The organism is Stenotrophomonas sp. STK17_22, from assembly GCF_051983905.1.
GTDB lineage: Bacteria > Pseudomonadota > Gammaproteobacteria > Xanthomonadales > Xanthomonadaceae > Stenotrophomonas > Stenotrophomonas maltophilia_A.
In genome coordinates this window covers 5,180,001-5,195,400 of record NZ_CP197010.1, presented here as the reverse complement: position 1 = coordinate 5,195,400, position 15,400 = coordinate 5,180,001, and the positions used below count along the sequence as shown (strand labels likewise).

Here is a 15,400-nt window from a genome sequence, read left to right as displayed (position 1 = left end):
CCGCCACATCCCGCGAGCGCGGTGGGTTGGCTCTTTAAAGGCAGAAGCAGATGCAGTGCGGACCAAGGTCCGCACCCACCAAAGCAGGAAAAACCACAGCAGCGGCGCGCCGCTTCCGAAGCCATGAACCCCCGCTTTTGACCCGCTTTCGGGCGGTCCGGCCGCGCCCGCAGGAAACCGTCAAGGAGGGGGAGAGGGGGCTGCGCAGGACCGTTGGCGCCATGGATGGCGCCATCGAGCCCCCAAGGACGGGTTTACGGCGTGTCCTGCGCAGCCCCCTCTCCCCCTCCAGGCCGACAGCAACGACGCGCCAACAACGACCCCCCGATGAACCGTCCCAACAGGACGACCCACCCCCCGGTCGGGTACGATGCTCGCCCCCCGTTCGGGACGCTGTACGCAATGAGCAAGAACAACGAAAAGGCCGCCCCGCAGGGCGACGTGACCCAGGACCAGGCCGAGGATGCCGTGCGCACCCTGCTGCGCTGGGCCGGTGAGGACCCGTCCCGTGAAGGCCTGCTGGATACCCCCCGCCGTGTCGCCGAAGCCTATGGCGACTGGTTCAGCGGTTACCGCGACGACCCGCGCGCCTACATGGAGCGGACCTTCGAGGAAGTGGCCGGCTACGACGAACTGATCGTCCTGCGCGACATCGAGTACGAAAGCCACTGCGAACACCACATGGCGCCGATCATCGGCCGCGTGCACGTCGGCTACCTGCCGGCCGGCAAGGTGGTGGGCATCAGCAAGCTGGCCCGCGTCGTTGAAGCCTACGCCCGCCGTTTCCAGGTGCAGGAGAAGATGACCGCGCAGATCGCCCAGTGCATCCAGGATGTGCTGCAGCCAATCGGTGTCGGCGTGGTCGTCGAAGGCGCCCACGAATGCATGACCACCCGTGGCATCCACAAGCGCGGCGTCAGCATGGTCACCTCGAAGATGCTGGGCAGCTTCCGCGACGACGCGCGTACCCGCGCCGAGTTCCTGCGCTTCATCGAAGTGGGCGGCAAGCGCTGAGCCGCTTGCCCGCACCACGCCGGCCCCTGCGGGCCGGCATGCCCACGGCTGCCCGCGCGGCCGCCGTGCGTGGCTGCTCGTCCCCGCCAGCCCTCATGACTCCTTTCGCTGCATGAAGCATCGCGAACGCATCTCCCGTTACCGCCATCTGCGCGAACAGCCCCAGTGGAAGCTGCTCGCCGCCGACCACGCTCCGGAAATCATCGGCCTGCTGCAGGGGCTGCTGATGGACGGCGAGCGCACGCTGTCGTCGTCGGTGCTCAACGAGCGCCTGCAACGTGCGCTGGACCAGCTCAACGGCGACGAACTGTCGCGCGACCTGCCGCGTACCGCGCAGGCCTACATCGCGCACTGGCTGGCCCAGGGTTGGCTGGAACGCCGCCTGCCCGAAGGTGCCGACCAGGAGCAGTACGAGCTGTCGACCGCGGCACTGCAGGCGATCCGCTTCGCCGACGGCCTGGAGCAGGCCCGCGTGGCCGCCACCGAAAGCCGGCTGGCGCTGGTCATCGAACAGCTCTCGCAGCTGGCCGCGCAGACCGAGTCCGATCCGGATGCGCGCCTGTCGGCGCTGCGCGACGAGCGCGACCGCATCGACGCCGAGATCGCCCGCGTCGGCGCTGGCCGCGTGATCGCGCTGGATGGCAAGCGCGCACTGGAACGTGCGCGCCAGATCATCGGCCTGGCCGACGAGCTGACCGAGGACTTCCGCCGCGTGCGCGACGACTTCGAGCAGCTCAACCGCGATTTCCGCGAACGCATCATCGACGATGAGGGCGAGCGCGGCGATGTGCTGTCGCAGCTGTTCGAAGGCGTGGATGTGATCGGCGAGAGCGATGCCGGCCGCAGCTTCCAGGCGTTCTGGCGACTGCTCAACGACGCCGAACAGAGCGCACAGCTTGATGCTGCGCTGGAAGCGGTGCTGGCGCGTGGCTTTGCGCGCCGCCTGGACCGCAACGAGCGCAACTTCCTGCGCGGCTTCACCAGCACCATGCTCGAGCGCGGTGGCCAGGTGCACGATGTGCTGCAGAACTTCGCGCGCAGCCTGCGTGGCTTCGTGCAGAGCCGTGGCTACCTGGAACAGCGCCGCCTCAACCAGCTGCTGAAGCAGGCGCAGTCCGAAGCACTGGCCCTGCGCGACGAGTTCCCCGCACAGCGCGGCATCGGCCGTGACCTGCAGCTGACCACCAGCCGCCTGCGCTCGTGGTCGCAGTGGAGGCTGCACGATCCACGCAGCGCCCAGGTCGATGGCAACGTCGAGTACAACGACGCGGCCGCGATCAGCCTGGAAAGCGTCGGCGATCTGGTCGCTTCGTCCGAAATCGACTTCCGCACCCTGCGCCGCGACCTGCACGACCTGCTCGATGCACAGCCGCGGCTCAGCATCGCCCAAGCCCTGTCGCAGCGCGAGGCGCCGCAGGGTCTTGGCAGCGTCATCGGCTATCTGTCGCTGGGCACGCGCTTCGGCAACGTGGTCGCCGGCGAGCAGGAGCTTGCGCAATGGCGTGGTGGCGACGGCCAGGTCCGTCGCGCCCGCATCCCGCTGGTTTGGTTCACCCAGGAGAGACGCCATGAGCTGGCATGAAGATCCCATCGACGCAGCGCAGGCCGACGTGGCGGAAGACGCCTACGAAGCCGAGCCGGTGGCGGCCGTGGCGCAGCCCCGCCGTGGCAACGACGTGTACTACCTCGGCGATACCGGGCGCCTGCCGCTGGATGCGCGCCGTGCGCTGTGCCAGCTGCTGATCGGCCCCAGCATCGACCAGCTGCGCCACGCCAAGCTGTGGCCGGCGCTGATCCGCAGCGAGGCGGCCATCCGCTCGTCGCTGGCGGACCTGTTCCTGGAACTGGTGCTCGACCGTGACAGCGGCGTGGCGTTCACCCGCCAGGCCGATACCGAAGACGTGGATGCGCCGGTGCTGCTGCGCACCTCGCCGCTGACCTTCATCGATTCAGTGCTGCTGCTGTACCTGCGCCAGCAGCTGGCCGAGGCCGATGCGCGCGGAAACCGCGCAGTGGTCGCCGACGCCGAGATGGCCGAAGCGCTGGCCATCTACGAGAAGAACCTGTCCACCGACCGCGCCGGCTTCAACCGCCGCGTCGCCTCGGCGGTGCAGAAGATGAAGGACAACCACATCCTGACCCGCCTCAGCGGCCAGGAAGACCGCCACGAAGTCTCGCCGGCGCTGAAGCTGCTGTTCTCCGCCGAAGACGTGTCCCAGCTTTCGGCGGTGTACCGCCAGCTGCGCGAAACCCCGGCCGCCGAGGCCTGAGAGACCCGACCATCGCATGGCTATCTCCAAGCACACTCCCGCACTGTTCAACGAAGGCCTGCCGGACCCGCGCCTGCAGCAGTTCCGCATGCGCCGCCTGCAGGTGCACAACTGGGGCACCTTCAACGGCCTGACCGAAGTGCCGATCGCCGAGCGCGGCTTCCTGTTCGTCGGCCGTTCCGGCTCGGGCAAGTCGACCCTGCTCGATGCCATGTCCGCGCTGCTGACGCCGCCGGCCATCGTCGACTTCAACGCCGCCGCGCGTGAAGCCGAGCGCAGCGGCCGCGACCGCAACCTGGTGTCCTACGTGCGTGGCGCGTGGGCTGACCAGCAGGACAGCGGCACCGGCGAAATCGCTACCCAGTACCTGCGCAAGGGCGCGACCTGGACCGCACTGGTGCTGGAATACCGCGCCGGCGATGGCCGCGTGGTCAGCCTGGTGCGCCTGCTGTGGATCTCCGGCAATGGCACCTCGGCTGGCGACGTGCGCAAGCACTACATGATCGCCGAGCGCCCGTTCGACATCGCCAAGGATCTCGGCGGCTTCGACCTGGACCTGCGCAAGCTCAAGCAGAAGCTGTCCGACCTGCACCACTTCGACACCTTCTCCGGCTACGCCGAGCGCTTCCGCGACCTGCTCGGTATCGACAACGAAATGGCGCTGCGCCTGCTGCACAAGACGCAGTCGGCGAAGAACCTGGGCGACCTCAACGTCTTCCTGCGCGACTTCATGCTCGACACGCCGAAGACCTTCGACGCCGCCGAGCGCCTGGTCAGCGACTTCGCCGAGCTGGATGGCGCGCACCAGGCAGTGGTCACCGCCCGCCGCCAGGTGGAAACCCTGCTGCCGGCACGCGCCTACTACAACGATCTGAAAGAGATGCACCGCCAGCGTGGCGACGACGAAGCACTGAAGCTCGGCGTCGACAGCTTCCGCGAAAGCCGCCGCCAGGCGCTGATCGAAGCGCGCCTGCGCGAGATGGACGTGCGTGACCGTGGCCTGCTCGGCGAAGAGGCCCAGCGCCGCGCCGCGCTCGACAACCACACCGAGCGCCTGGCCGAACTGGAACTGCAGCGCCGCCAGCAGGGCGGTGAGCGCATCGAGGAACTGGAACGCGAGCAGGGCCGCGCCGAAGCCGAGCGCGACCGGCGCAAGGCCAAGCGTGACCAGGCCCAGGAAGCGGCACAGCAGCTGCAGGCCGAACTGCCCGACGATGCCCATGGTTTCGCCGAGCTGGTCGAGCGCGCGCAGAACGAACTGCAGGACCGCCAGCGTGCCTCGGCGGCACTGGACGATGCGATCAGCGATCGCCTCGGCGGCAAGCGCGACGACGAGCGCCGCTTCGGTGAAGTGCGCAGCGAACTCGAAGCGATGCAGCGCACGCCGTCCAACATTCCGGCGCCGATGCAGAAGCTGCGCGCGCGCCTGGCCGAGGAAACCGGCATCGCCGAAGCGGCGCTGCCGTTCGTCGGCGAGCTGATCCAGGTCCGCTCGGAAGAGCAGGGCTGGCAGGGCGCCATCGAACGTGTGCTGGGCGGCTTCGCGCTGTCGCTGCTGGTCGATGACAAGCACTACAACGACGTCGCCGAGTGGGTGAACCGTACCCACCTGGGCATGCGCTTCACCTACTACCGCGTGCGCCGCAACGATGATGCGTTCGCGCGCGAGCCGTCGGCGAAGTCGCTGCTGCACAAGCTGGAGCTGCGCGAGCATGTGTTCGAAAGCTGGCTGCGGCGCGAGCTCGGCAAGCGCTTCGACTACGAGTGCGTGGATGCCAAACAGCTGCGCAACGTCGACCGCGGCATCACCCGCGAAGGCCAGGTCAAGCATCCGGGCGACCGTTTCGAGAAGGACGACCGCAGCGCGGTAGGCGACCGCCGCCGCTGGATCCTGGGCTTCAACAACCACGACAAGGTGGGCGCCTTCGAGCGCGAAGCACAGGAACTGGCCAAGCGCATCGCCAGCTGCGAGACCGACATCGCGCGCCTGCGCGGCCAGCGTGACCGCGACAACGAACGCCGCCTGGCCTGCCACGAACTGGTCAGCATCAGCTGGAACGAGATCGACATCGCCGCTCCGCAGCAACGCCTGAGCGACATCGAGGCCACCCTGCGCGACCTGCGCGAAGGCAATGCCGATCTGGCCAAGCTGGCCAAGCAGATCGACGCCGTGCGCGCCGACATCGAGCAGTCCCGCCGCACCTATGAGGACGTCCGCGTCGAGCGCGGCCAGCTGGTCAAGGAGCGCGATCGCCTCGACCGCGCCCGCCAGCAGAGCCGTGCGCTGGTGCTGCCGAGCCTGGCCCAGGAGCAGGAAGCCGGGCTGGCCGAGCGCCTGCAGGAGCAGGGCCCGCTCAGCCTGGAAACGCTGGAAGCGCACATGCGTCAGGTCAGCAACGCGCTGAACGAGCAGCTGTCGTCCTCGCAGCAGGACCTCAACCGCATCGAGAACCAGCTGATCGGCTGCTTCCGTCGCTTCATCCAGCAGTGGCCGGAGGAATCGGGCGACTTCACCGTCTCGGTGGCCTCGGCCGAGGACTTCCTCGCCCGCCTCGAACGCCTGGAGCGCGACGGCCTGCCGCAGCACGAAGAGCGCTTCTTCGATCTGCTGCAGAACCAGAGCAAGAACAACCTGCTGGCCCTGCAGCGCCACAGCGCCGAGGCCCGCAAGTCGATCGGCCAGCGCCTGGACGAGGTGAACGCCAGCCTGGAACAGGTGCCGTTCAACCGTGGCACGCTGCTGACCATTGAACTGAGCGACCGCCGCCTGCCCGAAGTCGGCGAGTTCCACCTGCAGCTGCGCGAGGTGCTGTCGCAGCAGCAGACCGAGCAGCGCGAGCTGGCCGAATCGCAGTTCACCGTGCTGCGCCAGCTGGTCAACCGCCTCGGTTCGCAGGAAGGTGAGGACAAGCGCTGGCGCGAGCTGGTGCTGGACGTGCGCATGCACGTGGAGTTCATCGGCGTCGAGCTGGATGCGGAAACGCGCCAACAGGTCGAGATCTACCGCAGCGGTGCCGGCAAGTCCGGCGGCCAGCGCCAGAAGCTGGCCACTACCTGCCTGGCTGCGGCACTGCGCTACCAGCTCGGCGGTGCCGACAGCCAGCTGCCCAGCTACGCCGCCGTCGTGCTCGACGAAGCCTTCGACAAGGCCGACAACGAGTTCACCGCACTGGCGATGAACATCTTCGACAACTTCGGCTTCCAGATGGTGGTCGCCACCCCGCTGAAGTCGGTGATGACGCTGGAGCCGTTCATCGGTGGCGCCTGCTTCGTCGAAATCAGCGGCCGCCACGACTCCGGCGTGCTGCTGATCGAGTACGACGAAGAAGGCAAGCGCCTGAAGCTGCCCGAGCGCAGCCGCCAGCAGGCCAACGAACCGGAAGAAGCCGAGGCCTGACCCGGCCGATTGAATGGGAATGCCGGCCAGCGGCCGGCACTACCCATGGGCGGGGTTCATGACCCGGTAGTGCCGGCCGCTGGCCGGCAACCACACTCACGCTCCGCGCAACGTATCCCACGCCATCCGCGCGATCAGCACCACCACCAGCCCCACGAACAGCTTGCGGATGAACGGCGTGCCGCCCTTCAGCGCCAACCGCGTGCCCACCACCGAACCGATGATGTTGGCCGCCGCCATCGGCAGCGCGAACAGCCACAGGATGTTGCCGGTCGGCACGAAGAACGAGATCGCCGCCACATTGGTCGCCAGGTTCACCACCTTCGACGCGGCCGATGCGCGCAGGAAATCCAGTCCGAAGAAGCGCACGAACAGGAAGATCAGGAAGCTGCCCGTACCCGGCCCGAAGAAGCCATCGTAGAAGCCGATCGCCGCACCAATGGCCAGTGCGATGGTCAGCTCGCGGCGGCCGATCTCCTGCGGCCGGTGCAGCGCGCCGAAGTCCTTTTTCCACAACGTGTAGGCCAGCATCGCGATCAGCAGCACCAGCACCAGTGGGCGCACCGCGTCCTTGGGCAGCAGGCTCACCGCGGTGGCCCCGGCGAAGGAGAAGATGAAGGCGGTGCCGGCCGCGAACAGCACCGGCTTCCACGGGAAGCGCACGTTGCGCGCATAGCGCCAGGCAGCCGCACCGGTGCCGAACATCGAACTGAACTTGTTGGTACCGAACAGCATCGCCGGCGTCTGCTGCGGCAGCACCGTGAACAGGCCGGGCAGCTGCACCAGGCCACCGCCACCCACGGCGGCATCCACAAGACCGGCGATGAAGGCGATCACCACCAGCCACCACAACTCAGGGGGAACCAGTTCCAGCACGGCGATCAATCAAGGTGGGGGCGCGACAGCATACGCCTGTCCTGCTTCAGCTGGCCCGTGCCGCGCGTGGATCAATCCGCGCAACCCGGCGACAATGCCGGCATGAGCCGAAAACCCGCCGATCCCTGTCCCTGTGGCCTTCCCGCCGACTATGCCGCCTGCTGCGGCCGTTTCCACGCCGGTGAAGCCGCGCCCGATGCCGAGCGCCTGATGCGTTCGCGATACAGCGCCTACGTGCGCGGTCTGGCTGATTACCTGCGCCAGAGCTGGCATCCGGACACGCGTCCGGCCGAGTTGACGCTGGATGATGCACCCGGCCAGCGTACCCATTGGCTGGGCCTGACCGTGCACGAGCACACCGTCACCGGTGCTGACAGCGCCGATGTCCGCTTCACCGCGCGCTATCGCGTCGGCGGCGGCAGTGCGGTCAAGATGACCGAGCACAGCCGCTTCCAGCGCATCGACGGCCGCTGGTACTACTTCGACGCGGCCTGAGCCCTACGCGCTGCGCGCAGCCAGCACGCGCTGGCCGCCGTGCGCGCGCACCTGGTTGCGGCCGCCGTCCTTGGCCACATACAGGGCCTGGTCGGCGGCCTTGACCACTGCCATCGGGCGCGGATCCACATGGCTGTCGGCCAGGCCGATGCTCACTGTCACCTGTACCACCTGGCCGCTGCCACCGCGTCCGCGCTGCTGGCGGCCGGCTTCGTCATCACGGCTGCGGGTGCTGCGGTCGCGCAGCTGCATGCGGGTCTCCTCGATGCTCTGCCGCAGCGCCTCCACGGCATCCATGCAGGCCGCCGCAGGGCGGTCCAGGAACACCACCGCGAACTCCTCACCGCCATAGCGGAATGCACGGCCACCGTCGCCCACCCGCGCCAGCCGCGAGGCCACCAGGCGCAGTACATCGTCGCCGGTGTCGTGGCCATGGGTGTCGTTGAATGACTTGAAGTGGTCCACGTCCACCATCGCGATGCTGTAGGTGCCGTGTGCCCGCTGCAGGGTCTCGTTGAATGCCCGTCGCCCCGGCAGGCCGGTCAACTCATCGCGGAAGGCCATGTGGAAGGACTCCTGCAGCATCGCACCCAGCATCAACAGCAGGGCGGCGCTGCTCAGCGCCGGCAGCAGTACCGGGTGCAGGAAGATCCGCGGCAGCATCCACCACAGGCACAGCAGGGCCAGCAGCATCGCCGTGTGCAGTGGCCGAGGATGCCGCCACGCCTGCCAGCCCAACGCTGCGGTCGCCAGCAGGAACAGCAGCGCCGGCAGCTGCGCCAGCGCGTTCCAGTCGGCGGGAATCCAGGCCCAGTGACGGTTCGACAGCAGATCGTGCATGCCGCGCGGCTGCTGTGTGGCTAGCAGCAGGAAGATCATCACCGCGGTGCCGATGGCAATACCGCGCAGCAGCAGGTCCTGGCGCCGCCGTCCGCGCTCCGGCCACAACGCAAGGCCGGCAGACAACAGCGGCAACCAGGCCGAGATGGCGTGGAAGCGCAGCGGTGTCAGCGTGGTGACATGGCCATTGCGCAGGTAGCCAGCGACGTCCTGGTGCAGCAGCGCGAACATCACCGCCACAACCATCAGCAGGCACAACGTGCGCACCTGGTGGTAGAGCAGGGCCAGGCCGGCACCGAGGCAGGCCAGCAGCCAGGGCAGGATGCGCTGCGCCGGGCTGGCCACGTCTGCGGTATCCAATGCGGTCCACACCACCACGGCAACCAGCACGGCAGGCAGCACGAACAGGTAATGCGCAGGCTGGCGGAGCGGATGCAGGGGCAAGCAGGAATTCCAGCGCGGTGACGACGCGGCCGCAGCATTGCCGTTAGCGGCGTTCGTGGTGGCTTCTTGAATGCGGCAGGCTCATCCATGTGAACGAAGTGACGCCGAACCATGACGTCGCACTCACCGTCCAGCGCCGATGCTGCCCACATGGACAGCGTACCCGCCGCCGTCGCTGCCCCGCAGCACGATCTCGCCCGCCAGTTCGCCCATGTACGGACGCGCAGCCTGCAGCTGGCCGCGCCGCTCAGCGCCGAGGACGCCATGCTGCAGAGCATGGCTGACGCCAGCCCGAGCAAATGGCACCTGGCCCACACCACCTGGTTCTTCGAACGCTTCGTGCTGGCGGGTTTCGCCACCGCGCCAGCGCATGACCCGGGCTGGGACTACCTGTTCAACAGCTACTACAAGAGCATCGGCCCGGCGCATGCGCGGCCACAGCGCGGGTTGCTGTCGCGGCCGTCGCTGCAGCAGGTGCGCGACTATCGCCAGCAGGTCGATGCGCAGGTGCAATCGCGGTTGGCGGCGGGCGATCTCGATGAACAGGCACTGCAGCATTTGCAGCTGGGCCTGCAGCACGAGCAGCAGCACCAGGAACTGCTGCTCACCGACATCAAGCATGCGTTCTGGTGCAACCCGCTGCAGCCCACCTACCGCGAGGACCTGCAGCCTGCCACCAGCGCTGCCAGTGCGCAGGGCTGGATCGAATCACCCGAGCGCATCGTCACCGTCGGCGCCGCGGCATGGCCGCAGCAGGCCGCGTTCGCCTACGACAACGAATCGCCAGCGCACCGCGTGCTGCTCCCCGCGCACGCATTGGCCGAGCGTCCCGTCAGCAATGCCGAGTATCGGGCCTTCATCGACGCCGGCGGCTACCGTGAACCGCGCTGGTGGCTCAGCGAGGGCTGGGCGCTGCGCGAAGCCGAGGGCTGGCAGCACCCGCTGTACTGGGATGACGCCCTGCAGCGCGAGTACACCCTGGGCGGTTGGCGCGAACTGGATCCGCACGCGCCGGTCTGCCACCTCAGCTACTACGAGGCCGATGCCTGCGCCCGCTGGTCCGGCGCGCGCCTGCCCAGCGAGTACGAATGGGAAGCCGCCGCTGCGTCGCAGCCGCTGCGCGGCCATTTCGCTGACGACGACCGGCTGCACCCGCTGGCAGCGCAGGGCAGTGGAATACGGCAGCTGTTCGGCGATGTCTGGGAGTGGACCCACAGCGCGTATGGCGCCTATCCGGGCTTCCGTCCCTTCGCCGGCAACCTCGGTGAGTACAACGGCAAGTTCATGTGCGGGCAGTGGGTGCTGCGTGGCGGCAGCTGCGCGACACCCCGCGGCCATGTGCGCGCCAGCTACCGCAACTTCTTCATGCCGCCGGCGCGCTGGCAGTTCTCCGGGCTGCGCCTGGCCAGGGACCTCACATGAGCACCGTGCATGACGCGCTGCAGGCATTGACCGATCTCACCCCCGGGCGGCAGCAGATCCTCTCCGACGTAGTGGCCGGACTCTCACGTACGCCGCGCCAGCTGCCGTCCAAGTACTTCTACGATGCGCGTGGCTCGCGACTGTTCGAGCAGATCACGCAGACCCCCGAGTACTACCCCACGCGCACCGAGCTGGCCCTGCTGAAGCGTGTGCTGCCGGACATCGCCCGCAGCGTTGGCCCGCGTCTGCACGTGGTGGAGCTGGGCAGCGGCAGCGGACGCAAGACCGCGCTGCTGCTGGCCGCACTTCACGGCCCGGTGGCCTATACGCCGATTGAAATCTCGCGGGCCGCGCTGCTGTCCAGCATCGATCATCTGGCGCCGGCGTTGCCGGAGGTGGAGATGCTGCCGGTCTGTGCCGACTTCACCCGCCCCGTCGCCGTTCCCATGCCCGAGCGCGAACCCGCGCGACGGCTGCTGTTCTTCCCCGGTTCCACGCTGGGCAACTTTGAAGGCGAAGACGCGGTCGCACTGCTGCGGGCGATGCGCCAGACCATGGGCCGCGACGGCCTGGCCCTGGTCGGCATCGACCTGCACAAGGACCCGGCGCTGATCGAAGCGGCCTACAACGATGCGCAGGGCGTCACTGCCGCATTCACCCTCAACCTGCTGGCCCGGCTCAACCGCGAGATCGGCAGCGACTTCGACCTCGACGGCTTCCGCCACCGTGCCCGTTACAGCACCGCGCGGCTGCGCATCGAAACCGATCTGGTCAGCCGCTGGGCGCAGGATGTGCATCTGGATGGCCGCAGCTTCCACGTTGCCGCCGACGAACCGATCCGCGTGGAGTACAGCCACAAGTACACCGACGGCAGCTTCGAAGCGCTGCTGCAGCAGGCGGGCCTGCAGGTCACGCAGCGCTGGAATGCCGACAGTCCCGCCTACGGCCTGCGCCTGCTGCGTGCCATCTAGGGCGGCCGGCCAGCCGGTCCCCTTCAGGTTCTGCAGCACCGCTACCCCTAAGATGGCTGTGCAACGGCAACACGGAGGACGCCATGCCCATTCTGACCACCCTCGGCCTGGCGGCCGCTCTCGCCTCGCCTCCCGCGCTGCCTGCAGCACCGGATGCCAGCGTCGATCCGGCCTTCAGCCGCTGCCTTTCGGGCCTGCAGGCCACGGCCGCCAGCCAGGGCATCAGCGCCGAGCGCTTCAACGAAATCACCGCCGGCCTCACCCCGGACCCCAGCGTGCTCGGCCTGCTCGACGCGCAGCCGGAATTCACCACGCCGATCTGGGACTACCTGGCCGCGCTGGTCGATCGCCAGCGCGTGGCTGATGGTCGCGCCATGCTGGAGCAGCATCGCGACCTGCTCGATCGGGTGTCGGCGCAGTACGGTGTCGATGCCGCCACCATCGTCGCGGTCTGGGGCGTGGAGAGCGACTACGGCCGCGTGTTCGGCAAACGTCCCCTGCTGCAGTCACTGGCCACGCTGTCCTGCGCCGGCCGTCGCCAGCCGTTCTTCCGCGGTGAACTGCTGGCGCTGCTCAAGCTGATCGACCGCGGAGACCTGCAGGCACAGGGGCTCACCGGTTCCTGGGCCGGTGCCTTCGGGCACACCCAGTTCATGCCCAGCACCTATGCACGCATTGCCGTGGACGGGGATGGCGATGGCCGCCGCGATCTGGTCGGTAGCATTCCCGATGCACTGGCCTCCACTGCCAACTACCTCAAGCGCGCCGGCTGGCGCAGTGGCGAGCCGTGGGGCATGGAAGTTCGCGTTCCCGCTGGCTTCAACGCCAGCCAGGCCGGACGTACCCAGCGTCGTGCCCTGGCCGACTGGCGTGCGCAGGGCCTGACCGCGCTGGATGGCAGTGCGCTGGCTCCGGCCAACCTGCCGGCGGATGCGCGCGCCGCCCTGCTGCTGCCGGCAGGGATCAAGGGTCCGGCGCTGCTGGTGTTCCGCAACTATGACGCGATCTACAGCTACAACGCCGCCGAAAGCTATGCGCTGGCGATCGCCACGCTGGCCGACCAGCTGCGTGGCGGCAACGGGCTGGCTACCGCCTGGCCGACGGATGATCCCGGCATCGGCCGCGATGAACGCCGTCAGCTGCAGACCCTGCTGCTGGCGCGTGGCCACGACATCGGTACCGCCGACGGCATGATCGGTACCGCCACCCGTCGCGCGATCCAGTCCGAGCAGCAGCGCCTGGGCTGGGCCAATGCCGATGGGCGTGCCGGCCAGCGCATCCTGCGCGCGCTGCAGGAAGAGGCGGCCGCCATCGCACCCGCTGCGCAGAAGGCCTTGCCCCAGGCACGCTGACCGCGACATCATCGCCGCGGTCTTCAAGGAGCGTCATCGCATGCAGTCGGATCCGGACATCAGCAGCGGCCTGTATCACGGGCTGGAGGCCTGGCACGTGCGCACCCCCAGCGCGACGGCGGTCATCAGCGTGTTCGGCGGACAGCTGCTGTCGTTCATTCCCGATGGGCAGCCCGATGTACTGTGGCTTTCACCCACGCGCGCCGAGCTGCCCACGCCCATCCGCGGTGGCGTCCCGGTGTGCTGGCCGTGGTTCGGCCGCCAGGGCCAGAACAATGATGTGCCCGCGCATGGCCTGGTGCGCACCGCGCGTTGGGAGCTTCTGCAGGCCAGCCAGAGCGATGACGGTGAGGTCGAGCTGCAGTTGGCACCTGCACCCTGCGCCGATCCCGGCCTGCGCCTGCAGATGCAGTTGCGCATCGGCCGCCAGCTGCGTCAGCAGCTCGTCACCGAGAACACCGGAACCTCGCCGGTGACCTTCACCCAGGCCCTGCACAGCTATTTCCGGGTGGGCGATGCCAACCAGGTCGAGGTCGAGGGCCTTGATGGCCTGCAGTACCTGGACAAGTACGAGGACTATGCGCAGCTTCGCCTGCAACAGGGACCGTGGTCATTGCGCGATCCGCGTGACCCCGGTCGCAGCGATCGCATCTATACCGGTGCCGGCGGCCATTACGTGCTGCGTGATCCCGTACTGCAGCGGCGGATCGAGATCCGCAGCGAAGGCAGCCAGACGCTGGTGGCCTGGAATCCCGGTGCGGAGGCGGCAGCGAAAATGGCCGATGTCGGCGATGGCTGGCACGATTACGTTTGCCTGGAAGTGGCCAACGCAGGCCCGGAGCAGATTACGCTTGCGCCGGGTGAGCGCCATCAGCTGGTGCAGACCCTGGCCAGTACCGCGCTGTAGGCGCTGGCAGCGGTTTCAGTTTGTCGATGCAGTAGCAAGGACGGAAAACATGCAGGAAGCACAATGGTGGTACGCCAATGGCAGGCAGAGCAGTGGGCCGGTGGATCTGGCCGGTCTTCGCCAGCTGCAGCGGGAAGGGACGGTCACGGCGCGAACGCTGCTCTGGTGCGAGGGCATGCCCTCGTGGCGGCCGTTGGCGGAGCTGGATCAGGCCTCAACGCAGGTCGAGGTGGCTCCGGTCCTGGATATCGACGCAGCGCCCGCGGCCGAGGGCATTGCGCCGAGCGTCGGCGATCCGTCCGATCCCTATCGTGCGCCGGTCGCTGCACCGGATGTGGCTGCGGCTGGGCTGGAGGGCGAAATGGCCTTGTACGCCAGCGTGGTCGGTGGCAACTTCCCGATCTATCGCCAGCGCTGGCGGCTGGATCAGGGCATCGCCACGGGCAGTGGCACCTGGCACTGGCCGGCATTCCTGCTCGGCCTGATCTGGATGATGTACCGCAAGATGTACCGCCTGGCGGCGATGTGGGCTGGCCTGCTGCTGTTGATCAGTGTGGTGGAGACCTTGCTGGATGTGCCGGATGGCCTGTCACTGGTCATCACCTTTGCGCTCAGCATCACCACCGGCATCTTCGGCAACAGCTGGTACCTGGCACACTGCCAGCGCCTGATCGCCCAGGCCCGTGCCGTCACCGGCGGCGATGACGCACGGCTGCGCAGCGAGCTGACCGCGCGCGGCGGCACCAGCGTGGTCGCCACACTGATCGCCATCGTCATCGCGGTGGTGCTGAGCACCGTCGGCGCCGCATTGGCGGGGTAGGGCAGGTCAGCGTCCCTGGCGGGGCCGCAGCACCAGCAGGCACAGCGCACCGGCCACCAGGCCCCAGAACGCCGAGCCGATGCCGGCCAGTGAGACGCCCGAGGCGGTCACCAGGAAGGTGACCAGTGCCGCCTCGCGGTCCCGCTCTACTGCCAGCGCACTGGCCAGGCTGTTGGCGATGGTGCCGAACAGCGCGATACCGGCCACGCAGGCCACCAGCTCTTTCGGGAACGCCGCGAACAGTGCGGCCACCGTGGCGCCGAACAGCCCGACGACAATGTAGAAGGCGCCGGCCGCCATCGCGGCGGTATAGCGTCGTGCCGGGTCCTCATGCGCATCGCGGCCCATGCAGATCGCTGCGGTGATTGCCGCCAGGTTCAGTGCGTATGCACCGAACGGTGCCAGCAGCGTATTGACCACACCGATCCAGCCGATCAGCGGCGACACCGGGGCGTCGTAGCCGGATGCGCGCATCACCGCCACGCCCGGAATGTTCTGCGAGGCCATGGTGACCACGAACAGGGGCAGGGCGATGCCAGCCACTGCAGTCCAGGACAGGGATGGGGTCACCCATTGCGGTACCGCCAGTTGC

Annotated in this window: 13 protein-coding genes (1 of these 13 running past the window's edge); 10 read left to right on the top strand and 3 right to left on the bottom strand. The window is 68.2% G+C overall.

The genetic code is table 11. The annotated features are described in order from the left end of the window. Positions 1-402 precede the first annotated feature (402 nt). The 4 genes from folE to ACSYS9_RS24090 all read left to right on the top strand — a co-directional run bounded on the left by folE (position 403) and on the right by ACSYS9_RS24090 (position 6,681). On the top strand, positions 403-1,014 hold the full coding sequence (gene folE, locus ACSYS9_RS24105; protein WP_004141296.1) for a GTP cyclohydrolase I FolE: 612 nt from the start codon (positions 403-405) through the stop codon (positions 1,012-1,014). Between the two features lie 112 nt (positions 1,015-1,126). Then, entirely contained in the window at positions 1,127-2,596 is a 1,470-nt protein-coding gene (locus tag ACSYS9_RS24100; protein ID WP_071229493.1) for a DUF3375 domain-containing protein, read from the top strand. After that, positions 2,583-3,284, top strand: coding sequence for a DUF4194 domain-containing protein (locus tag ACSYS9_RS24095; protein ID WP_005411692.1), 702 nt, complete (start codon positions 2,583-2,585; stop codon positions 3,282-3,284). The genes ACSYS9_RS24100 and ACSYS9_RS24095 overlap by 14 nt, the downstream gene beginning before the upstream one ends. Before the next feature lie 16 nt (positions 3,285-3,300). Then, entirely contained in the window at positions 3,301-6,681 is a 3,381-nt protein-coding gene (locus ACSYS9_RS24090) for an ATP-binding protein (RefSeq protein WP_049446864.1), read from the top strand. Positions 6,682-6,777: 96 nt separating this feature from the next. Here the strand turns inward: ACSYS9_RS24090 and ACSYS9_RS24085 are convergent, their stop codons facing one another. Beyond that, positions 6,778-7,557, bottom strand: coding sequence for a sulfite exporter TauE/SafE family protein (locus ACSYS9_RS24085; protein WP_071229494.1), 780 nt, complete (start codon positions 7,555-7,557; stop codon positions 6,778-6,780). A gap of 102 nt (positions 7,558-7,659) precedes the next feature. On the opposite strand from ACSYS9_RS24085, the gene ACSYS9_RS24080 reads away from it, so the two are divergent. Beyond that, positions 7,660-8,052: a YchJ family protein gene (locus ACSYS9_RS24080; protein WP_049400368.1), complete on the top strand. Its 393-nt coding sequence runs from the start codon at positions 7,660-7,662 to the stop codon at positions 8,050-8,052. Between the two features lie 3 nt (positions 8,053-8,055). On the opposite strand, the gene ACSYS9_RS24075 is transcribed toward ACSYS9_RS24080, so the two are convergent. Then, complete coding sequence (locus ACSYS9_RS24075) at positions 8,056-9,336, bottom strand: GGDEF domain-containing protein (protein WP_071229492.1); 1,281 nt, start codon at positions 9,334-9,336, stop codon at positions 8,056-8,058. 150 nt (positions 9,337-9,486) lie between these two features. Between ACSYS9_RS24075 and egtB the strand changes: the two genes are divergently transcribed. The 5 genes from egtB (at position 9,487) to ACSYS9_RS24050 (ending at position 14,808) form a co-directional block, all read left to right on the top strand. After that, positions 9,487-10,758 (top strand): ergothioneine biosynthesis protein EgtB, encoded by a 1,272-nt coding sequence (egtB, locus tag ACSYS9_RS24070; protein WP_032130220.1) that lies wholly within the window; start codon positions 9,487-9,489, stop codon positions 10,756-10,758. Then, positions 10,755-11,729 carry an L-histidine N(alpha)-methyltransferase gene (gene egtD / locus ACSYS9_RS24065; RefSeq protein ID WP_071229491.1) on the top strand — a complete coding sequence of 325 codons (975 nt, stop codon included), beginning with the start codon at positions 10,755-10,757 and terminating at the stop codon, positions 11,727-11,729. The genes egtB and egtD overlap by 4 nt, the downstream gene beginning before the upstream one ends. An 83-nt stretch (positions 11,730-11,812) precedes the next feature. After that, a complete protein-coding gene (locus ACSYS9_RS24060; RefSeq protein ID WP_071229490.1) occupies positions 11,813-13,081 on the top strand; it encodes a lytic murein transglycosylase in 1,269 nt (422 codons plus the stop codon). 40 nt (positions 13,082-13,121) lie between these two features. After that, positions 13,122-13,988, top strand: coding sequence for a D-hexose-6-phosphate mutarotase (locus ACSYS9_RS24055; protein WP_071229489.1), 867 nt, complete (start codon positions 13,122-13,124; stop codon positions 13,986-13,988). A 49-nt stretch (positions 13,989-14,037) separates the two neighbouring features. Further along, positions 14,038-14,808, top strand: a complete 771-nt coding sequence (locus tag ACSYS9_RS24050) for a DUF2628 domain-containing protein (RefSeq protein ID WP_071229488.1) — start codon at positions 14,038-14,040, stop codon at positions 14,806-14,808. A 6-nt stretch (positions 14,809-14,814) separates the two neighbouring features. Here ACSYS9_RS24050 and ACSYS9_RS24045 read toward each other — a convergent pair whose 3' ends face one another. Then, positions 14,815-15,400 carry the 3' portion of a benzoate/H(+) symporter BenE family transporter gene (locus ACSYS9_RS24045; protein WP_440568694.1) on the bottom strand. The gene runs 602 nt beyond the window's last position, so the window shows 586 of its 1,188 coding nt (coding positions 603-1,188); the start codon falls outside the window, past its right edge; its stop codon occupies positions 14,815-14,817.